This window comes from Silvanigrella paludirubra (assembly GCF_009208775.1).
Lineage (GTDB): Bacteria > Bdellovibrionota_B > Oligoflexia > Silvanigrellales > Silvanigrellaceae > Silvanigrella > Silvanigrella paludirubra.
The window spans coordinates 427,468-449,397 of the sequence record NZ_WFLM01000004.1; the positions used below are offsets into that span (position 1 = coordinate 427,468).

Here is a 21,930-nt window from a genome sequence, read left to right on the forward strand (position 1 = left end):
AGTCCTTTTATTTTTGAATATAATTGTTTTGAATGTAACATTGATTTGTTGCATCTATTAAAGATTTCAAAGCTGAAATTTCAATATCTAAATCTTCTCCAATTCCTGTAAATATTTTTTTGTTTGCGTCTTTGATAATCGTTTTAGAATGACTCATTGAGTTTATTCCCTTGGAAAGAGATTGGCTCGTATATTTTTCAATTTTTAAATCGGGAATATATTGCACGATAGCATTGTATAAAGATGTAAAAGCCGATCCTGATTCCATTGTCTTAAATTCAAATATTTTTTTATTCCCAAAAAATTCACCAGAAAGTTCTAAGTTACTTTCAAAAGCTTTTTTTGTATAATTTATGAATTCCATTTTAATGGGATTTCTAAATTTAATATAGGTTTGAATCAGTTCTCTATCTGTGATTCCTTTTCTTCGATCCGCATATTCATTTTTTATATATTGGGCAATATTTGCTTTTTCATCATCATTACAAATGTAACCATATTTTTCAATAATATCTTTTGCATGATTGCCTCCACTAAAAGGACCAAATTGAAATGTAATTTCATTTCCAATTTCTCGTGGATCGAACGGTTGATAAGATAAAGGATTTTTTATAATTGCATTTGTATGACCTCCAGAAGAATGCTTTGCTGCATTTTCTCCTGTGATAGGCCAATGAGTTTGTCGCTGTAACATATTTAAACTAACAAAGTCTGAAATATATTGTAAGGTTTCAGTTTTAAAATTGGTGTAAAATGTTTCTTTATATTTTAAGTTTTTTCCAAATGTTTTTAAGTAAAGAATACATTGCTCTAAAGAAACATTTCCTGCTCTTTCGCCAATGCCATTAAAACATCCTTCAATTTGGGTTGCTGGTCCTTCAAATACGGCATTCATCGAGTTTTCAAGAGCTAGACCAAAATCATTATGACAATGTGTAGACCAAATTATATTTTTATTTGGAAATTCTTTTTCGATAATTCTGGAATGTATTTTCATTTTTTCTACAAAATATTCTTCTCCTTGAAGTTTACATGCGCCTCCAATCGTGTCCGGACAATTTATAATTTTGGCTCCGGCTTCAACAGCAGCACGAATCACATCGGTAACAAAATCAAAATTTTCTCCCATTCGTGAATAACCTTCAGGACTAAACTCAATTTCAACACCTTCATGATGCGCCATTTTAATTAGTTCAAATACATCTTTCGTTATTTTAGAAAAATTTTTACCATAGTTTCCAAGTGCGTCCATTAATTGAGGATCAACGGGAAGGTAAGTGTGTAACCTTGCTTTTTTGTTTGAAATAGCAGGTTCTAAAGATCGAATTGTAATTTCAAATTGCTCTTTTTTTAATTGGCATAGAGCCGCGATAATTGGGCTAGAATTTGTATTTGTTACTTCTTTAGCGATTGTGTTCACTATCATAAAATCAAGTTTGCTAGCACTTGGAAAGCCAGCTTCTAAAATATCGACTTGAGCATTTGCAGCAAGCCTTGCATATTCAATATTATTTTCAAAAGACATGCCAGCACCTGGACATTGTTGCCCATCTCTTAAAGTCGTATCAAAAATCATAATTTGTTTATTATTCATTTGTTTTCCCATATAAAAAGTAAAACTTTAAATGTAATCATTTTGTAATTTTTATGTAAAATGAACTTTAATTTTGTTTAAAGTGTTAAATATTAAATTTAAGAGATTTAATTTTTTAGAGTTTAATCAGAAGAGATGGGACGAGAAGAATTGATGTTTTTAAACTAATAGAAGTATGAGGTTTATTTTGATTGAAATATGAATATTGATAATACTCAAAAGTCTTCATTAGAAAAGCCCTTATATTAACTATGAATTACGCCATCAATCTGGCTAGGCAACCAATGAGAAAGTAGCATAAGGAAAATAACGTGTAAAGAATTTTTTGTGAATTTAATAATTTTTCTATATTATCGTCTATGAAAAAATTTATTTGGGAAAGGATACGACATGGAATTTGAAATAGCTACCCTTGCGGGAGGTTGTTTTTGGGGTGTGGAAGAACTTTTTTCTGAATTAGAAGGAGTTCATAAAACAGAAGTAGGATATACAGGTGGTTCAACAGTTAATCCTATTTATAACGACGTAAAAACAGGAAAAACGGGTCATGCAGAAGCAATTCAAATCCACTTTGATCCGACAAAAACATCTTTTGAAAAAATTTTGGAATATTTTTTTAGGCTTCATGATCCCACAACTTTAAATAGACAGGGAAATGATGTCGGGTCGCAATACCGATCCGCCATTTTTTATCATACAGAGAAACAAAGAATATCAGCTGAAGAAATTAAAATTAAAATAAACAAATCCGGTAAATGGAAAAATCCTGTTGTTACTGAAATTGTAAAAGCCACTCCATTTTATTCGGCTGAAGATTTTCATCAAAAATATTTGAAAAAAAACCCAAATGGGTATACGTGCCATTTTTTGAGAGACTGAATGAGAAATTTTTTCCTTCTTTTTTTTGATATGAGAGCAAAAATTTAAAAGATCATTGGAAAACAAATTTAATATCAAAAATGGTTTGTAATATTTATTTTTTTGAAATGGAAATAATTTTATGCATATAAAAATTTATAAATAATAATTTTGTTTTTATATTAATATTTACAAAAAACTTAAAGTCAATCATTTGACTTTTATCCTTATAAATTCTTGATAAAATCAAATGAAGAGAAACTTAATCAGAAAGGAAAAAAAATGGTAGTTAAAAAAACAAGAAAACCAGCAGCAAAGAAAACAGGAACAAAGAAGACAACAAAAAAAAGAACTGTAAAGAAAGCAGGAGCAAAGAAAAAGAAAGTTACTGCTAAAAAAGCAGTAATGAAAAAAGTAACTAAAAGAAAAACAGCTAAAAAAACGACTAAAAAAACTGTAAAAAAGAAAACGACTAAAAAAGCAGGAGCAAAGAAAAAAACGGCTAAACGTGGTCGTCCAAAAAAAGCAGGAGCAAAAACTGTAAAGAAACGTGGTCGTCCAAGTAAACTCGATAAATTAAAAAAGAAAACAAGAGCGCCTAGAAAGAAAAAAGCAGCATCTGAGTCTTCAGAAGGTGGAAGTTCTGATTCTGGAATGAATCTAAATTAATTTTAATAGCTAAAATAATTAATTTAAATCAAATAATTTCTTAAATAATTTGATTTTTTTTAATTATTGCTATGAAATAAATTTTTATAAAACTTTATATATTTATTGGGTATACATAAATTCCCTTCTACCTATAAAATTAAAAATAATAAGTCTTACAATTTAAATATCTTTATAAATATTAAGATAATATTTGATGAAAATTAAAAATAATGATATTTTTTGTTATGGAATTTTGCTAATTATTTTTGATTTAAGTATGGAATTGTATTTAAATTGTTACATTTGTTTAATATTTTAGTTTTTGTGATTAATTTTTTAAAGGATTTCGTTATGAAAATTTTTGTTAAATTGGCTCTTATTCTTACTATTATACCAAATTCTGTTTGGGCAATGGGATCAAAAGGCTTACATGAATCAAGTGAAAAAGTGGTAAAAGCTGTGAGAGAAGGAAAAATAGATGATCTTATGGCGGCTTATTCAAAAGATGCTGTAATGTATGCTGGCGATGTTGCAAAGCCTTTAAAAGGAGAAGAAATAAGAAAATATTTTACGAATGTATTTGCAAATGTTGAATTAAATTCAAAAATTATAAACCCATACCATGAAATTAGGGGGAATATGGTTGTTACTTGGGGTGATTATATAACAACCATAAAAAATAAAAAAGATAATTCAATTACTACAGCTAAAGGTCGGTTTACGGATGTCGCTGTTAAAGAAAATGGAAAATGGAAAATTATAGTAGATCATACTTCACCACAGCCAGAAGATCCAAAACCTGCTAATTAGTTTGGTTCCTTATTATTACGAAGAAAGAGGCTTTGATCTAATAAATTTTGTAAAGAATTTATGAGGGCTGTTGAAATTACTTGTAACCTTTTTGAAGAATTAAAACCAACTGGAGAAACAATATAAACGGGCATAGCTTCACTCTTCCAGTTTGGTAATACTCTTTTTAAAGAACCCGAAGATAATTCTTCTTGGCAAATAAATATTGGAATTAAAGCAACACCAGCACCTTGAATCGCTAAATTTTTAAGACTATCCATTTGATTTGCAATTATTTTTGTTTTTATTTCTAAATTTATTGTTTTTCCCGTATCAAAAATCAACTTCCAATTTGGTTTGATATTTCTTGTTGTGACATCTAAACAATGACAATTTAACAAATCAGCAGGGTGTTCAATTTTGTTTATACTATTTAAATATTCTGGTGAAGCAACCAATACCATAATAATATCGCCCACCTTTTTTGCTTTTAAATTACTCGATTTTAATTTCCCTACTCGAATTGCAATATCAAATCCTTCTTTAATAAGATCAATAATTTCATTTGTAAAAAATAATTCAAATTGTAAAATTGGATAATCTTTTGTTAATTTAGCAATTACCTTAGATATTAAATTCATTCCAATATCTTCAGGTGCTGTGATTCGCATAATCCCAGAAATGGAATTATTTTTTTCGTTTAAAGCTTTTTTCGCATCTTCGAGTAATTGTAATGGCTCAGCGCAGTTTTCATAAAATGCTCTACCAGCTTCTGTTAAGGCAATGGTTCTGGTCGTTCTTAAAAGTAACTTGGTACCTGTTTCTTCTTCTAGTCTTGATATGGCGCGACTTAAAGTGGATTTAGGTAATTTTAAATTTTCAGCCGCTCGAGAATAACTACCAAAAAGTACAACTTTTACAAATAGATATATTGTGTTTAAATCTAAACTCATTGTTCCTCCAATGCAACACTATATTGCTATTTTTTCTATATATCAACAATAATTCTTCAGCTAAAATAGTGAATAATAGAAATTGTTTCTATTATTCACTATTAATGAAGGAAGATAATCATGCAAATTAAAAAAGTTTTGGTAGTTGGAGCTACAGGAAAAGTAGGCTCTGAAATTGTGAAAAATTTAATTTCACAAGGCTATATTGTTCGCGGAACAACAAAAGATAAAAAATTGTTGAATGTGAAAGAAAAAAACTTTGAATATGTTTATTTAGATTTAGAAACTACGGAAGGACTTAAAGAGGCATTTCAAGATACAGATAGAGCATTTTTTCTTTCTCCTGCAGGTTATTTGGATCAATATAAATTGCTTTCACCATTAATTCGTGAAGCAAAAAATAAAAATTTAGAAAAAGTAGTATTAATGTCTGTTATGGGCGTTAACTTAATTGAAACATCTCCACTTAGAAGAGCAGAAGTTGAACTTGAAAATTCTGGATTGAATTATAATATCATTCGCCCAAATTGGTTTATGCAAAATTTTAATACCTTTTGGATAAAAGGTATTATTGAGTCAAATAAAATTTTACTTCCTGCGGGTGATGCTAAAGTAAGCTTTATTGATGCAAGAGATATTTCGGATGTCGCTACAAAACTACTTACAAGCAATATTCATAATAATAAAGCATTTGATTTAACAGGTCCCGAATCTATAACACATGATACAGTAGCTAACTATATTTCAAGCATTACAAATAAAAAAGTTTTTTATCAAAATATATCTTCTTCAGAATTTAAAAAAGATTTACTAAATGCTGAATTGCCTGAACATTATGCAGACTTTCTTGTTACTATAATGGGATTCTTACGAGAAGGCTTTAACTCAAAAGTAACTGATTCTGTAAGTAATATATTAGGAAGAAGTGCGATAAGTATAAGTAAATATGTAAATGATTATAAAACATATTGGCTATAATTGAAAATTTAAAGTTTTTTATAATCGTTTCAGTCAAATAAAATTTAATAGGGCCCCACTATAAAGGGTCCTTATTAAAACTCCGGAAAATAGACGCTTACATTTTTATTTAAAGTAATGTTATCAATATGGCCTGTATGACCAGAATCATCGACTACATGAAAATGAATAAAACTTCCGTGATGAGTAAAAATCCCCTCATGTTTTTTAGAATAAAATCCTATTATATCACCTTTCATATTTTCTTTAAAAATATTTTTTGATGAATCTCGGTGGTTCAAATTTGGTTTATTTAAAGGGATAGGGGACAATATGTGATAATTTATAGATTCTATGATACCCGTCACTTTAAAAACAAAAGGTTTGTCCAAATCAATCTTTGAATTTATAGCTAATTTTTCCAATTCATCTTGAAATTCTTTTATGTTAATTACTTTTTTATTTAAATTTGTGGCCTTTTTCCATTCCTTTACTTCGCTCCAGACTAAAAAAATTGCTTTTTTTTCATTTGAATTTATTGTTATCAATTGATTGTTATTTACAGAAGAAATATAATATTTACCATTCATGATTGTAATTTCACCATTTAGGTTTTCCACAGGTCCTAAGGCATAAAGATTTTTTTTATTCACAAAATCTTCTAAAATTACTTTAGCAGAATAATCTCTGCTTTTTACAGATTGTATACTTCCCTTATAAAATACTTCTTGAGAGTAAATTTTTGTAACCATTATGAATAAAAATATACAAAAATAGTATTTTAGAATTTTTAAAATGTTGAATAAATTTGAATTCATTTTATGAAACCTTATGTAAAAAAAAACAAGTCAAAACCGATTGGTTTTAAAATTTTATATCCACTTTTTTATAAAGATTCTATTTGATATAAGCTACATTTTGTTGCTATGCATCAGTATGATTCATTGGCATTCATACGTATCTATTTCCAAGATTCATGATTGATTTAATTTTTTATTTCTAAATCTCCCGTTGCATATCTTATATTCCAGTTTTGTAATTTAAAGTTTATAAGCGCTTGTGCTCTAGTTGATTCTGCTTGGACTAAATTTGATTGTGCTGTCATGAGATCTATAAAACTCGCTGATCCAACTTTGTATCTGCCAGTCATCACTTGATAGGCTTTTTGAGAAGCAAAAATTCCTTTTGCCGAGGATTCTAGTTCTTGTATTGCTAATTTGTAATTACCAAAAGCTGTCCTTGCATCTGCGAGAACTTTTGCATTTATATTTTCTTCATCTAATTTTAGTTGATAAGAGGTTGTCGTAGATTGTTTTACATTTGCATAAGTAACAAGACGATCAAATACAGTCCAACTAAACGTAAGGCCAAAATTATATTTTATATTACTAAATAGTTGGTCATTTAAATTATCTTGGCTATTTGGTACTACATTATTTCCATTTACCGTTTGTGTATCTAAAATAGCTCCACTTGATGAAGCTGAAACCATAAAATCTATTTTAGGATAATAACCAGATTTTGCAACTTCAATATCATATTTAGAAGCTTTTGTTAGCCTTTGAGAGGCTTTTAAATCAAGCCTTTTATTTAATGCTAATTTAATAATTTCATTTTCATCTTCATATTTTTTTTCAGATTGTGTTTGTTCTAAATTAACTTCTGTAAACTTATAATTTTTTTGTATATCAAGGCGCAATTTTTGAAGAAGAATAATTTGATCATTCCTAATTTTATTTTTTAATGTTTGTAAATAAGATTCTGCGGAGCTTGTTTGTGACTGCTGCAAATATAGATCAGCGATGCTTTTTGATCCCAATCGGGACTGAGCTGTAAGTAATTTTTCTCTTGTTTCAGATTCTTGTAAATTTTGTTCTGCAATTTCAATCATTTTGTTATCTAAAATAATTTGTAAGTAATTTTGAACAATATCAAGAACAATTTGTTGTTTTACTTGATTTAAAGTAAATTCACTAGCATCTTTCTTTAAAAGATAAGATTCTAAAGAAGAGGTATCAGAAAATCCATTAAAAATATTGAAATTACTTGAGATTGAAATTGTTGAGGTTGTTCCTGAACTATTTACATAAGTAGGAGTAGCTGTTGTTAAATATGAAGTTCCAGTCGTGTAGTTTGCTGCCACTTGTGTCGTTAAGTTAGGTAAAAAATTTGCATAATTTCTTAATACTTGTACTCCATTTAATTCATTAAAACTATTTTGTTTTAAGATATCTGTTGAGTTTTGGATAGCAATTTTTAAGCAGCTTTCTAAACTAAGTTTATAAATGTTTTGATCAAACGATGCTTTTGTTCCCTTAATTTCAATCGAATATGATTTAAATTGAGGTATTTTAAAAATCAAAAGGCTTAAAATAAAATATTTACCTAATTTTATCACAATTCCTCACTTTGGGTCAAAAATAGGTCGTATGAGAGTCCCTTCATTTAATTCGCTCCCTGGATTAATGATCACAAGGTCTCCTTCATTTACATCGGATTGAAAACCAATGATTTTACCATCATTATTTTCTAATTTTATTTGTTTAAAATGAACTTTGTTTTGATTGTTTATTAATGCGACAAAACTTTTGTCTTTTTTCATTATTAAGGATTCAACTGGTAAAATATAATAGGCCTGTGATTTTACCTTTATATACACTTTGACAAAACTTCCAGAAACTAAAAATTTTTCTTTATTTGGAATATCAACTTCAACAAGCATCATTTTTGTTTTTTGATCTAAATTGCTGGTTATTCTATTAATGTTTCCTGAAATTTGTTTTATTGATGGGATTGTTACTTCAATTTTTACGGGGTCATTTTTCTGAATAAAAGGAGCATCATTTTGATCTAAAAAAATATTTACTACGAGTTTATTAATATCTGATATAGTTACAATGGGCAAAGCGCTATTTTGAGAGTTTTCTGCATTTTGAACAAGCGCTCCCATGTCCGCAAAGCGGGCTGTAATCGTTCCATCAAAGGGAGCTCGGATTGTCTCATAGCTTTTCAATATTTTTTGTGCGTTTAATTGTGCACGAGCAATATCAGAATCAGAAACAGCTTGATCTTTTTCCTGAATAGAAACTAAATTTTCTTTTTGTAACTGAATGGCTCTTTTTGCAATAAGATCTTTATTTTTAAAATTAGCTAGTGCCGCCAGATAAGCTTCATCTGTAACTGGAGATTCAATAACAGCTAATATTTGACCTTTTTTTACAATATCACCTTTATCAACATTTATTTTTTTTAAATAACCACTAATTTTTGAGTATAAAGTAACGCTTTGATAAGGCCTTGTTTCTCCATTAATGATAATTTCTCTTTCAGCGGGTGATTTTAAAATTTTAGCTGTATGGACAAGTGGGCCTTTCGCAATTTCTTCTAACTTTTGAATTTCGGCATTGCGTATTTCAATATTTTTTCTTATTAAAAAATAAATAAAAATTATAATTGATATAAAAATTATAATTAAAAAAGTTATTTTTAATTTCATTTGAACATTAAAAAGAGACATTATTGTTGCCTATCCTTTCTTAATTGTTCATCTAATAAATATTTTTGAGGAAGTTTTGTTCTTAATAAAGAATAAACGATAGGGACAATTATTAAGGTTACAATGGTAGCCATTAATAATCCCCCAATTACAGCTCTTCCTAAAGGTGCAGTTTGTTCTCCACCTTCTCCAAAAGCTAATGCTGCAGGTAACATTCCAATAATCATTGCAATTGCTGTCATTAATACAGGTCTCATTCTGGTTTTTGCAGCTTCTAATGCTGCTTGAATTGCAGAAAGGCCTTTTTCAATCCTTATGTCATTTGCATAACTAACAAGTAAAATTGAGTTTGATGAAGCAATACCAACTGCCATAGTGGCACCCATAAAGGATTCCACATTTATTGTCGTTCCTGTTATTAAAAGCATCCATAAAATTCCACATAGGGCTCCAGGAACTGCTATCATAACAATAAATGGATCAAGCCAAGATTGAAATAATACAGTCATTAATAAATAAACTAAGATAATTGCTAAAATGAGACCAACGCTGAGTTTTGAAAATGCTTCTTTCATAACTCTACTTTGGCCGTTGATAGAAATTTTCATTCCTTTTGGCAATTCGCCTAGATTTTTAATTTCTTTTTCTATTTCTCTAATCACAGAACCAAGATCTCTTCCTTCAGGAGTTGCAAAAATATCGACAACTCTCTGCACATTTAAATGTGAGTTTGCAGTAATTGATTCTGTTGTTGATACCGTACTTAAATTTCCTAAAGGAACTGTTACTTTTTCAAGAGGATTTTGGGTTGGTTGATTTAAAAATGTAGAAGCTAAATTACTTTCAAGAATACTGCCTGAACCTGTAATTGGTGTTTGTAATATGTCTGATATTTTAGAAAGATTTTCTAAAGGAGTTTTTACTACAACAGTATAGTTTACATTATTATTAGGATTTAAAAAATAAGAAGGAGCAACTAATGAACTCGATGATAAAGAAACAAGCAAGCTATTTGAAATATCTCTTTGATTTATACCAACTTGTGCTGCTTTGATTCTATCTACATTTAAAAATAAAGCAGGATAATTAAATATTTGTTTTAGCGCAATGTCTTCAAGTCCAGGGATTTTTTTTAAATTTTTTATAAGTTTAGTAGCATAATCATATGATAGATAGACATCCGTGCCTTCAATTTGAATATCAATAGGAGCACTCACTCCAAAGTTTAAGACCTGATTTACGATATCTGCAGGTTGGAAAAAGGCAACAGACTCTGGATAGAGCTCTGAAATTGATTTACGAATATCAGACATATATTTTTTTGATGGTTTGTGATTTTTATTTAATGAAATTGATATTTCGGCATCCATTGGGCCAACATTATCCGTTTGTACAAAAGCTAAATTAAAACTGATTGGAATACCAATCATAGAATTAATTGTTAAAATTTCTTCCTTTGGTATAATCTCTCTTATTCTATTTTCAATATTAGCAACTTGTTTTTCTGTTACTTCTATTCTTGTTCCCGCTTTTCCTCTATAATGCAATTTCATAATACCAGCATCGGTACTTGGAAAAAAATCAGTTCCTACGATAAAAGGAATAAAACTTGTGATGCATATAAATATAAGGCACATCCATAAAATAAATCCACGATTTTTTAAGCATACATTTAAAACATTAGAGAATTTATTTTGAAAAATATTAAAATAATGATTAAAATTTTCAGTTATTTTTGTTAAAATATTATTATTTAAATAATGATTTTCATTTTCAAGTAGCATTTTAGATAATAAAGGAACTAAAGTTCTTGATAGGATATAAGAAGCAATCATTGCTGAAACAACAGATAGAGCTAAAGGAAAAAATAAAAATTTTGATGGACCTGTTAACAAAACTACAGGAAAAAATACGATACAAATAACGAGTGTTGCCATTAATGCGGGTAAAGCAATTTGACTAGAACCCTCTAAAATTGAAATTGTTAATGGTTTTCCTAAATCTCTTATTCTATGAATATTTTCAACTGCAACTGTGGCATCATCAACAAGCATACCAATTGCTAATGATAATCCTCCAAGGGTCATAATATTAATTGAATTTCCAGTAATAAAAAGTACAATAAATGCAGTAAATATCGCTGTAGGAATCGACGTACAAACTACAATCACACTTCTCCAACTTCCCAAAAATAATAAAATAACTAAAGAAACGAGTATAGAAGAAATGAGTGCTTCTGTAATTACGTTTTCTATTGCAGCGTTTACAAATACAGACTGATCAAAGTCGAGTTGCATATTAAAATCATTTGGTGCAATTTTTCTCAATTCAGGAATTTTATTTTTTACAGAATCAATAACGCTTAGTGTTGAGGAGCCCGCTTTTTTTAATATATTTAAATAAGAAGCTCTTTTTCCATTTACGCGTACAATATTATTTTGATCTGCAAATGAGTCTGATATATGAGCAACATCACCTAATGTTAATGCAGCTCCATTGGTAACTTTTATAGGAATTTTATTAAAGTCATTTACATTACTTGGACTTGAATTCATTAAAATATTATATTCATAATTATTTATTCTTGCATTACCAGCTGGTACTATAATATTAGAAGAGGTTAAAGCATCGACAATATTTTGAGGAGAAAGCTTTTTTGCTTGCAGGTTAAAAGGATTTAAATCTACATTTATTTGTCTTTGTTTACCTCCATAGGGAGCGGGTAGAGAAATTCCTGGCAATGTATAAAGTTGGACTCTTAAAAAATTAATCGCATAATCGAATATTTGTTCTTCTTTTAATGAATTACTAGATAAAGTTAATTGAGCTACAGGAACATTGGATGCATTAAATTTTAAAATAACGGGAGATGTCATCCCTGGAGGCATTGATCTCAGTACTGAATTAGAAACAGCAGAAATTTGTGCAATCGCAGAACTAATATCAGTTCCTTCTTCAAAATAGACTCTTTGTAATCCTAAACCTTGAATGCATGTTGATTCTAATTTAGAAATTCCATTAACCGTAGTTGTAAAAGCTCTTTCTGCAAGAAATATTACTCTTTTTTCAACTTCATTTGGTGTTAATCCAGGATAATTCCAAATTACATTTACAACAGGAATATCTATAGTTGGAAAAATATCAACAATCATTTTTTGCAATGAAATAAAACCAAGGATAAATACTAAAATAACGCCAACTGCAATTGTATAAGGTCTTCTTAATGCAAGTTCAATGATCCACATTAGTAAGCCTATCTTAATTTAAGTTTTGTAATCTGTTTCCTTATTATTTTAATTTTATTTGTCTTATTTGCAAGTTTGAATTGGGAATAAATTGCATAGTTTAAATGAAATGATTTTAATTTTGAATTAAAAATAAATAAACAAATAACCAATTATGAAAAATAATTATCTATGAAAACGCGAAGCAATTTCAGCAACTCTTTTCCCATATAAATTCATGGTTTTTAAATCACTTTCAAGCATAGCGTCAGCACCTTGATCGACATTGGCTTGAGACATAGCTCCAATCGAAGAGCCAAGTCGATTGAGATCATTTACGCTTGATTTACTTGAGTTGTTGCCTGGCATTAATCCAAGTGAAACCCAAATCATGGAGTGTTGAGCCGCAAAAATCATAAATTGTTCAAGGGTACTTAGTTTGTCACCACTTTGGCTTCCAGAAACAGTAAATCCACCAGCAATTTTATCTTTCCAATCCTGAGTCATCCACATTTTAGAACTTTTATCCATAAATTCTTTAAAGGGAGCCGATGCGCTTCCCATGTAGGTTGGTGCCCCAAAAATAATGGCATGTGAATTTTTTAAAACGTCCCAATTTTTATCAATGTCGGCAACAGAAATTAAATGAGCTTGGACATTTGCAACTGATTTTGCTCCTTCATAAACAGCATTTGCAGCGTGCCCTGTATGACCATATCCTGAATGATAAACAATAGATATTTGTGACATATTATTCTCCTTTGTATAAAAACAATTTATTCTAATTCACTTTGTTTATTTGTCAATTTTATATCTATTGAAATATTTAAAAACTTATTTTAATTTAGTAATAAATTTTAAAATGGTTGGTTATGCGAAAATTAATTATTATATTAATAATAAATATATTCATTTTTAAATTATACGCACAAAATAAAAGTGAAAAAATGAAAGTTTGTTTTGAAGACTTTAGACCATCTGCTTATTTTGAAAATAAAAAAGCAGTTGGAATAGATGTTGATATATTAGAAAGCGCAATGGGTTCACAAAATGTGGCAATTGAATTTATTATGATGCCATGGAATAGATGCTTATCTGAGTTAGATTCAAATAAAATTGATGCCGTTATTCCTATGGTATTTAGTGAAGAAAGAAATTTAAAATATTCATTGGGATCTTCAATGAGAACAAGAGGAAATTTTTTTATCGTAAATAAAAACTTTAAAAAAAAGATAAAAAATATATCTGATCTAGAAGGATTAGTTGTGTTAATAGGAAAGGGTTACTCTATTTCAAAAGATTTTAATGATGCTAAAAATTTTGAAAAGATAGAAGTAACTTCATCTGATTTTGTTTATGCAAAAATTTTAAATATGATTGCTACAAATAGAGCTGATATAGGGGTTATCGATCTTCAAATATATCCTTGGTTAGTAAAAGAATTGAATTTAGAAGATAAATTAATTCGTTCTGATTTAATTTTAACAAAAGAAACTCATGTTGGTTTTACAAAAAACAATAAATTTTTAGAAATATATGAAAAAGGATATAAAAATATAAAAAGACGAGGTTTAATAGAAAAAATTATAAAAAAATATGAATATCAAATTAAGTAATAAATATTATTATTATCAGAAAATCCTTCCATTATTTTGTTATTTCCATTAATAATTTATCTAAAAAAGTATTTCTTTTAATTGTGTTTTGACTACCAATTGCTTTTTTAATAGACCACTCTTCCCCAAAGATAATAACATATTTACTAGCTCTTGTAATTGCTGTATAAAGAAGATTCCTGTCAAGCATCGTAAAATAAACTCCAAACATAGGTATGATGCATAAAGGAAACTCAGATCCTTGTGATTTATGTACTGTCATTGCGTAACAAAGTTGTAAATCATCAATTTCTTCATCTTCATAAGTAACTATGCGGTCGCTAAATTCAATAATTGCCTCAAGTTTTTCTTTTGTTTTAATAATTGTTTTGCAATACCCTAAGTCACCATTAAAAACATCTAGTTCATAATTATTTTTTGTTTGAATGACTTTATCTCCTTCCCTTAAAATACCACCATAAGGTAAGGAACATTCTTTTTTATTATCTGAAGCGGGATTTAAATGATTTTGCATAATTTTATTGATATTTTCTTGTCCTACATCACTTCTGCGCATAGGTACTAATATTTGAGCATTTTTTATAGGATCTAAATTATATATATTTGAAATAGTATCTGTTAAAAAAGGCAATAAAATATCGTAAAATGTTTGCTGCGAACAAGGAATAAAAGCAAAAGGTTCGGCACGCGGAAAAGAGGCAATTCTGCTAATGTAACTAAATTGAGGTTTGTTACCTGAAATAATTTCACGTGCTGCAATCGGAATTGGGCTCTCTGAGCTTTGCCTAAAAATTTTAGTAAGTCTTGCAATGGGTACTTTTGTCGATTGAATGATGTCTCTTAAGCAATTTCCCGCTCCAACGCTGGGTAATTGATCTACATCGCCCACTAAGATAAGTCTGCGATTTGGGCCTAAGGAAGAGAGTAGAGAATGCAGAAGGTCAAGGCTTAACATTGAGCTTTCATCCACAATGACGACGTTTACATTATCAAGTGCGCTTGTGTTACCTTCGAGTTCTTCAATTACATTTTGTGTTTCATCTTGTTGCGCTCTTTTTCCAAGACCAAGTAATTTATGTAAAGTGCTTGCTTGTTCCCCAATTGAAGCACTCATTCTTTTAGCTGCTAATCCTGTTGGGGCGCATAAAGCAACTCGTCTATTTAAAGCTCTTTGAATTCCATAAATTGCTTTTAAGACAAATGTTTTTCCGCAACCAGGGCCCCCTGTAAGTACCATAATATGAGAGCTTAAACTCATTTTTACTGCTACTTGTTGTTCTTCTGAAAGTTTATCCCATGGTAAATTTGGAAATAATTCTTCAAAAGATTTTTCTCCTGTTTCAATTTCTTGGTTAGTTATTTTTTCTTTATGCTCATAGACGTGTGATGTATTCAGGAGACTAGAAATAAATCCGGATACTTCATCTTCCATTCTTAAAACTTCGGGCAGATAAAATAATATTTCAGAATTTCCATTTTCTACTTTTGAATTTGTAAAAGCAGATGTTTCACGAATTAAAAAAGATTCTTTTTTTGAATCTCGATTTTTCTTATAAATAAGTCTTAATTGTTCTAAAACAAACTCTCTTGAAAAAGTAGGATCTGTTTTTCCTCCCAATAAATCTCTTGATTTATCAATGAGTTGATCTCTTGGTAGGCAGCAATGTCCGTCTTCTTGAGCAATTTCTAAGGAGTAAACAAAAGCAGCTTCTAAACGAAATGGAGAGGTATTAGGTAAACCTAATTTCTGTGCAATAGCATCTGCTCGTAAAAAACCAACTTGCCTGAAGTCAGCAATTAAGCGGTAAGGGTTTTCCATGAGGTTGGTTAAAGAGGCAGATCCATATTTTTCATAAATTCTTTTCGCGAAACGTGGCGGAATATTGTGTTCATGTAAAAAGATCATCACGTTTCGAAAAACTTCATCTGTTACCATAGAGGTAATTACGTTTTCTGCTACCTTACGCTTTTTTTCACCAAAGAATTGATAAATTTTCTCTTTTTCATCGCGGCAGACTAGAACTAAAGAATCAATGTCTTTAATTTTAAGGGTTTCGACTAGTTTTTTTGCTGTTACTTCTCCAACACCCTTAACATTGTTAGCTAAATAGGGGGCGATACCCGAAAGTTCAGATGGCCTTGCTGCTTCAGAGTATATTGTGACAAATGTTTCACCGTATTTTCCATTATTTTCCCACTGTCCTATTAAACGATAACGTTGTTTGGCATCGGCTTTGCCAGAGAGAAGGATTCTACCGGAGGCTTTAAATCTTTTAGCTGATTGTGCATTGATAAATTCGGCTACGAGGAAGTCGCCCTTATCTGACTCAAATATTACCCTTGAAAGAACGCCAACAACTTCTTGAGACACGTGCAACTCCTTGATATTATTTGCTTATAAAAAAATATAAGCAACATAACAAAAAAATCAGATTCAGAGCTTGCACTTAAATTTTTTCTGTGGCAAGTATCGTTTCACTGAGTCGGGGGTTAGCGCAGTGGTAGCGCATCTGTCTTGGGAGCAGAGGGTCGCGAGTTCGAATCCCGCATCCCCGACCATTCTTTTATGCTCTCCTTTATCTTTTTTTCCTATGAAACATCCTAGAATTTATTAAATCACTTAACTAAAATACTAGTTTGAAATAATTTAAAATAGTTTAAGATTTTGTTTTTTTTTATTTAAACTTAGATAACTTTATAATAACTAGGCTACTAGTTAAATAAATATAATTTTAATGATCTAATCACAATTAATTCAGTCTAATTTGATAAATTATTCCTTTATTTTTTTACTTTTTTTTAAATAAAGAAGTATTCTGTCTTAAATTTCAGACAAAAATCCTTGTAAATAAAAATCCGTAATCGCTTCTTAATGTTTCGTTAATTAAATATAAACTTATTTAAGATTTAAAAAATATAGTAATATAAAGTGATTATGCTGTAATAAAAATGATATATTTGTTTTATTTGTTTAATATTAGATTGTTATTGTGATGTTAATTTTTGGTTTAATTATTAAATTTAAGGTGCTAATTAATTCGAAGTAACAAAGTTCTTGTTACTTATTTTTTTTTCACTATTTTATTTTTTAGGAAATATTTATGTCAAATAGTTTTTCAAATATTATGTTATCTTTAACATTAGGGGCTTCATTATTATTAGCTTCTTGTGGCAAAAAAGATAATTCAAATAACGTAACAAGTAATGCTGCTGATTTTACTTCGCAAGATGTAAATCCAAGCCAAGAAGTTAAAAATATAATAACTGCAGATAAACCTTATGTATCTGATGATTTATCTTTACAAGCATCAACAGAAAGCAAAAAAAGTACAGTTTACTTTTTAGTTAATGATTTAAAACCTGTCTGGGGAGTGGATCAATATAAAACAAAAGGAACAGATTTTACTGTTTTGGCAAATTTAAATGATAAAGTAGTTCCAATTGTTCTTACTGGATCTAAAGACGGACAAGCGTGTGGAATTTGGAATATGAATGATGGAATTCAATCATGTTATTCAGATACTTTATCTGTTCTTACAGTAAAATTTGACCCAATTAAAAATCCAGGTTTGGAAAATGGTTTATATACTGGTAAATTTGAAATTCTTGCAAAAGGTTGGCATAATCCTGATTTTGAAAAAGTAATTACAATTGATCTTTCTATTGATTACAAATCTGCTAATTTAATTACAGTGGATAAGCCATTTGTTTCTAAAGATTTATCAATTGAAGCATCAACAGAAAGCAAAAAAAGTTCTGTTTACTTTTTAGTTAATGATTTAAAAGCTGCTTGGGGAATTGGTCAATACGTAAATGGAACAGATTTTACTGTTTATGCAAATTTTAACGATAAATTAGTACCAATTATTTTAAATGGATCTACTGATCGTGGTTGCGGAAGAAAATATATGAATGATGCCGCAATTTGCTATAGTAACTTTATTTCTGCTTTAACTGTGAAATTTGACCCAGCAAAAAATCCTAATTTAGAAAGTGGACTTTATACTGCTAAATTTAATATTCTTGCTAAAGGATGGCACAATTCAAGCTATTCTAAAACAATTACACTTGATGTTGAGTTAGATATAAAAAAATAAGGTTATCCTTCCTCAAAAATTTTGAGAAAATAAAACTCATAGACTTATAAAGATTTGTCTATGAGTTTTTCATTTTTTTAAAACCTAGTATTTGGTCTATTATTCATTTGTTTTGGGTGGAACTCCTTAATAAGCGAATTATAAATACCTAGGTAGCACGTATTATTACCAGATGTAAGACAATAAGATACAAATCCACTTCCTAAGTTATCTTTATTTGATCCAAAAAGATTCCAGTTATTGTCAAATCTATAATTTCCTGGCTGGGCAAAGATATAATCATTTCCAAATTTTTTTTGGCACTCAGTTTCTAATTGCTTTAAATTGAATGTATTGTCTATTATTTTAAAATATAAAAAATAAAAAGATTTATTATTATGAAAATTTTTTAATGAAATCTCTGTCTCATTCCAATCACCAGAAACAGAGACATACTTATTATCTACTTTTAACCATTCCCACTTTCTTTCTTCAGTAGCACAAAAAACATAGGTATTATCGGCATAAATACTTTTTTCAAAAAATAAAATTATACTTATTAGAATCAAATTTTTAATCATATTATAAAACCTTATATCATAATAAGTTAAAGAAAATAAACCAAAATTAAGAAATAAAATTAGAATTATTTCAATTTAATATTTCTTGCTAAATTATAGATTGTTTTGTTTGAATATATTTGAGACAAATCTAAAACAAAGTCTTCCTGGAGTTTGGAAAGAAGTAAAATAGATTTAATAGAGTTTCCACCAAGAAGAAAAAAATCATCATGAATACTTATATTTTCACAGCAAAGAATTTCGCAAAATTTTTGAGAAATCATTTCTTCAATCGGAGTAGAAGGTGCGATATATTGTTTTGTCTTTGCAAGATTGATGTTGGGTTCTTTTAATGATTTTAAATCAACTTTGCCATTATAATTTAACGGTAATTTTTCTAATTGTACAAAAAATTTAGGTATCATATAAGCGGGTAAATGATTTTCAATTTGTTTTTTTATGTTATCAACTTCAATATTTTCTATTGCTTCAAAATAAGCGCATAAATACTTATGGTCTTGTTTGTCATTAAAAGCTTTTATAGTTACATTTGTGATATTTGGATAATTTAAAATCTGTTGCTCAATTTCATTCAGCTCTATTCTATAGCCATATATTTTAATTTGAAAGTCTGTTCTTCCCGAAATTAAAATTTCACCTGATTCCAATTTTTTACCAATATCGCCCGTTCGATATAATTTTGAATTCAATCCTAGTTCTTTTTCTTTTTCAGTTTGAAATGGATTTAAAATAAATTTACTCTCAGTCAACACATCGTTATTTATGTAAGATTGAGCTAAAATTTCACCACCAATATAAATTTCTCCCTCCATTGAATAGTTTCTAGGATGAAATTCATTATCTAGTATATAAATTTTAGCATTTTGAATGGGTTTTCCAATTGGAATATTATCTGAATGAACATCTAAATCTTGCATTGTAGCTAAAACAGTTGTTTCCGTAGGCCCATAAGCATTTGTAATATTGTAGGATGTCTTTTTTAAATATTTGAGCTTTTCGCCTCCAACAAGCAAGTTTTTTAATGATCTATTTTCTAAATTCATAAATATTTCAGCAAATTTTGTAGTTAAAAATGAAAAGGTAATGTTATTTTCATTAAAAAATTCATTTAATTTGTATATATCAAATTTAATATGGTTTGGTATAAAATAAAGACAAGCTCCACTCATTAGTGAACAAAATATTTCAATGACTGATGCATCAAAACTAAATGAAGAATACTTAGAAAGACTATCTTCATTTGTAAGATTAAATTTATGAATACAGCATTCAATTAAGTTTATAACTGAGTTTTGATTTACTAAAACCCCTTTTGGATTTCCTGTTGATCCGGATGTATAAATTATGTAAGCAGCGCTCATATTTGAAAACTCAATATGAAGATCGTTTGAATTTAAATTATGATAATCTATTTCTTCCAAGTCAATAAAATCAATATTTTTAAAGTTTTCATTTTCCAACTTTTTAGTGCTTAGTAATTTTTTTGCATTGCTATCTTTTAAAATATAGTCAATTCTTTCTTTAGGGGTATCTGGTGAAATGGGTAAGTAAATGGCTCCTATTTTTAAAACACCTAATATTGCAATTAACATTTCAATTCTATTATCTATTAAAATTGCAATAATATCATCTTTTTTTACCGTATGATTTTCTAGGAGTCTTGCTAATTGATTTGATTTTTTGTCTAATTCAATATAAGTAATTGATTTAAACTCATCAATTGCAGCAATTTTATCAGGAAAATTTTGTACAATTTCATTAAAGTATTTCGGTAATGATGTATTTTTAACCGTTTTTTCTGTTTTGTTTTGTTCATATACAATGTCATTAAATTCATCCGTATTTAAGGTGTCTAATTTATAAAGTTTCTCATTTGAATTAGTTAAAATCTTATCAAGAAATTGATTAAAACGATGAGCTAATGAGGATGAAATATTTTGTGGTAAAATATTTTCATATACTTCGCTTAAAAAATAAAGATTATCTTCAAATTTTATATATTTCATTCCAAAGGCAGATTTAGCCATTTGAGGATAAGCAGTTGGATTCATGATCTCATTTTTAAAAATAAGATCTTTTAGTTTGGCAAACCCAGAATAAGCAAAATGACTACAGTAGGAGTCGCTTTTATCAAAAATATCAATTGCATTTAAATAATGAAGTTTTTTAAGAAGCGGCATTTGCAATTTGAAATTATGAACTGCTTCATCAAAAGTAAAATCTTTATTATAAATGAAAGGATAGTTTATATTATTAATAATACAACCTGTTTCATCTTTATCATTTCTGATATTAACGGGATAGCTGACAATTAAATTATCTTTATTAAATAATTTTGCTTCAAAAATACACCATGCGTTTAATAATATATTAAATATACTGATTTCATTTTCTGCTGAATATTTAGAAAGCTTTGAATAAATATTTTTATCTAAAATTTCAGAAGATGAAATAATTTTTTCATCTTCTTTTATATCATATTTTTCCGAAACACTTGATATTTCATTTAAAAGCTTAATATAATTTTTTATTTTAATGTCATTTGAATTTTCTAAAATTTCCGTATTCTTTTTTTGAATAAACATACTACTTAAATGACTTTCAGTTGTCTCTTCAATTACTTCTTCATCATGATAAATTTTTGGTAGATCAGATATAAATTTGTCTAAAGATGTTCCATCTATAATTGAGTGGTGAATATTAAATAACATTATGATATCTTCATTATAATTTCTCTTTAGAAAATTTACTTTTAGTAAAGATTCATTATGTAAATCATGAGGAATTTTTGTCAATTTTTCAACTGTTATATTGTATTCTTCTTCTGAATAAATTTCTTTCTCATAAAAAATTGGATCTAGGTTATTGTTTATAACATATTTAATTTCATTATTTTTAAATTTAAAATTTGCCCTCAGGTTTGGCCTAATATCAACCAATTTGCAAATTGATTCTTTCATTTTTATTAGATTTATATTTTTTATTAATTTATATGAAAAACACACATTGTAATTTGTGTTTTTATTATTTATTTTCCAAGAGTAATAATATGGCAATAAAATTTTTGGAACAATAATCTCTTTGTTCATATTTAATCTCCCTTTTTATTAATAATTAAAATTAATAAAGCTTATA

At 28.4% G+C, this 21,930-nt stretch carries 16 protein-coding genes and 1 tRNA gene; 7 read left to right on the forward strand and 10 right to left on the reverse strand.

Annotation, left to right across the window (positions count from 1 at the left end; all coding sequences use genetic code 11):
- Window positions 1–7: 7 nt before the first annotated feature.
- A complete protein-coding gene (locus GCL60_RS12560) occupies window positions 8–1,594 on the reverse strand; it encodes a homocitrate synthase/isopropylmalate synthase family protein (RefSeq protein WP_153421011.1) in 1,587 nt (528 codons plus the stop codon).
- A gap of 390 nt (window positions 1,595–1,984) precedes the next feature.
- On the opposite strand from GCL60_RS12560, the gene msrA reads away from it, so the two are divergent.
- The 3 genes from msrA (at window position 1,985) to GCL60_RS12575 (ending at window position 3,913) form a co-directional block, all read left to right on the forward strand.
- Complete coding sequence (gene msrA / locus GCL60_RS12565) at window positions 1,985–2,473, forward strand: peptide-methionine (S)-S-oxide reductase MsrA (RefSeq protein WP_153421012.1); 489 nt, start codon at window positions 1,985–1,987, stop codon at window positions 2,471–2,473.
- A 261-nt stretch (window positions 2,474–2,734) separates the two neighbouring features.
- Entirely contained in the window at window positions 2,735–3,121 is a 387-nt protein-coding gene (locus GCL60_RS12570; protein ID WP_153421013.1) for a histidine biosynthesis protein HisIE, read from the forward strand.
- A gap of 333 nt (window positions 3,122–3,454) precedes the next feature.
- Window positions 3,455–3,913 carry a YybH family protein gene (locus GCL60_RS12575; RefSeq protein WP_153421014.1) on the forward strand — a complete coding sequence of 153 codons (459 nt, stop codon included), beginning with the start codon at window positions 3,455–3,457 and terminating at the stop codon, window positions 3,911–3,913.
- On the opposite strand, the gene GCL60_RS12580 is transcribed toward GCL60_RS12575, so the two are convergent.
- A complete protein-coding gene (locus GCL60_RS12580; protein WP_153421015.1) occupies window positions 3,910–4,845 on the reverse strand; it encodes a LysR family transcriptional regulator in 936 nt (311 codons plus the stop codon). The genes GCL60_RS12575 and GCL60_RS12580 overlap by 4 nt on opposite strands.
- Window positions 4,846–4,965: 120 nt before the next feature.
- On the opposite strand from GCL60_RS12580, the gene GCL60_RS12585 reads away from it, so the two are divergent.
- The gene (locus GCL60_RS12585) at window positions 4,966–5,823 is read left to right on the forward strand and encodes an NmrA family NAD(P)-binding protein (protein ID WP_153421016.1); all 858 of its coding nucleotides are present in this window, start codon (window positions 4,966–4,968) and stop codon (window positions 5,821–5,823) included.
- A 74-nt stretch (window positions 5,824–5,897) separates the two neighbouring features.
- Here the strand turns inward: GCL60_RS12585 and GCL60_RS12590 are convergent, their stop codons facing one another.
- The 5 genes from GCL60_RS12590 to GCL60_RS12610 all read right to left on the reverse strand — a co-directional run bounded on the left by GCL60_RS12590 (window position 5,898) and on the right by GCL60_RS12610 (window position 13,272).
- A complete protein-coding gene (locus GCL60_RS12590; protein WP_153421017.1) occupies window positions 5,898–6,620 on the reverse strand; it encodes an acetolactate decarboxylase in 723 nt (240 codons plus the stop codon).
- A 167-nt stretch (window positions 6,621–6,787) separates the two neighbouring features.
- On the reverse strand, window positions 6,788–8,200 hold the full coding sequence (locus GCL60_RS12595; RefSeq protein ID WP_153421018.1) for a TolC family protein: 1,413 nt from the start codon (window positions 8,198–8,200) through the stop codon (window positions 6,788–6,790).
- 6 nt (window positions 8,201–8,206) lie between these two features.
- Entirely contained in the window at window positions 8,207–9,319 is a 1,113-nt protein-coding gene (locus GCL60_RS12600) for an efflux RND transporter periplasmic adaptor subunit (protein ID WP_153421019.1), read from the reverse strand.
- Window positions 9,319–12,543 (reverse strand): efflux RND transporter permease subunit, encoded by a 3,225-nt coding sequence (locus GCL60_RS12605; protein WP_153421020.1) that lies wholly within the window; start codon window positions 12,541–12,543, stop codon window positions 9,319–9,321. The genes GCL60_RS12600 and GCL60_RS12605 overlap by 1 nt, the downstream gene beginning before the upstream one ends.
- A 165-nt stretch (window positions 12,544–12,708) precedes the next feature.
- Window positions 12,709–13,272 carry a flavodoxin family protein gene (locus GCL60_RS12610; protein WP_153421021.1) on the reverse strand — a complete coding sequence of 188 codons (564 nt, stop codon included), beginning with the start codon at window positions 13,270–13,272 and terminating at the stop codon, window positions 12,709–12,711.
- Between the two features lie 197 nt (window positions 13,273–13,469).
- Between GCL60_RS12610 and GCL60_RS12615 the strand changes: the two genes are divergently transcribed.
- The gene (locus GCL60_RS12615) at window positions 13,470–14,138 is read left to right on the forward strand and encodes a substrate-binding periplasmic protein (protein ID WP_161998200.1); all 669 of its coding nucleotides are present in this window, start codon (window positions 13,470–13,472) and stop codon (window positions 14,136–14,138) included.
- A 31-nt stretch (window positions 14,139–14,169) separates the two neighbouring features.
- Here the strand turns inward: GCL60_RS12615 and recD2 are convergent, their stop codons facing one another.
- Window positions 14,170–16,509: an SF1B family DNA helicase RecD2 gene (gene recD2 / locus GCL60_RS12620; RefSeq protein ID WP_153421023.1), complete on the reverse strand. Its 2,340-nt coding sequence runs from the start codon at window positions 16,507–16,509 to the stop codon at window positions 14,170–14,172.
- A 113-nt stretch (window positions 16,510–16,622) separates the two neighbouring features.
- Between recD2 and GCL60_RS12625 the strand changes: the two genes are divergently transcribed.
- Together GCL60_RS12625 and GCL60_RS12630 are read left to right on the forward strand one after the other, a co-directional pair.
- Window positions 16,623–16,697 (forward strand) — tRNA-Pro (locus GCL60_RS12625).
- 542 nt (window positions 16,698–17,239) lie between these two features.
- Window positions 17,240–18,235 carry a hypothetical protein gene (locus GCL60_RS12630; protein ID WP_153421024.1) on the forward strand — a complete coding sequence of 332 codons (996 nt, stop codon included), beginning with the start codon at window positions 17,240–17,242 and terminating at the stop codon, window positions 18,233–18,235.
- 77 nt (window positions 18,236–18,312) lie between these two features.
- On the opposite strand, the gene GCL60_RS12635 is transcribed toward GCL60_RS12630, so the two are convergent.
- The gene (locus GCL60_RS12635; protein ID WP_153421025.1) at window positions 18,313–18,795 is read right to left on the reverse strand and encodes a hypothetical protein; all 483 of its coding nucleotides are present in this window, start codon (window positions 18,793–18,795) and stop codon (window positions 18,313–18,315) included.
- 65 nt (window positions 18,796–18,860) lie between these two features.
- Window positions 18,861–21,884, reverse strand: coding sequence for an amino acid adenylation domain-containing protein (locus tag GCL60_RS12640; RefSeq protein ID WP_153421026.1), 3,024 nt, complete (start codon window positions 21,882–21,884; stop codon window positions 18,861–18,863).
- Between the last annotated feature and the right edge of the window lie 46 nt (window positions 21,885–21,930).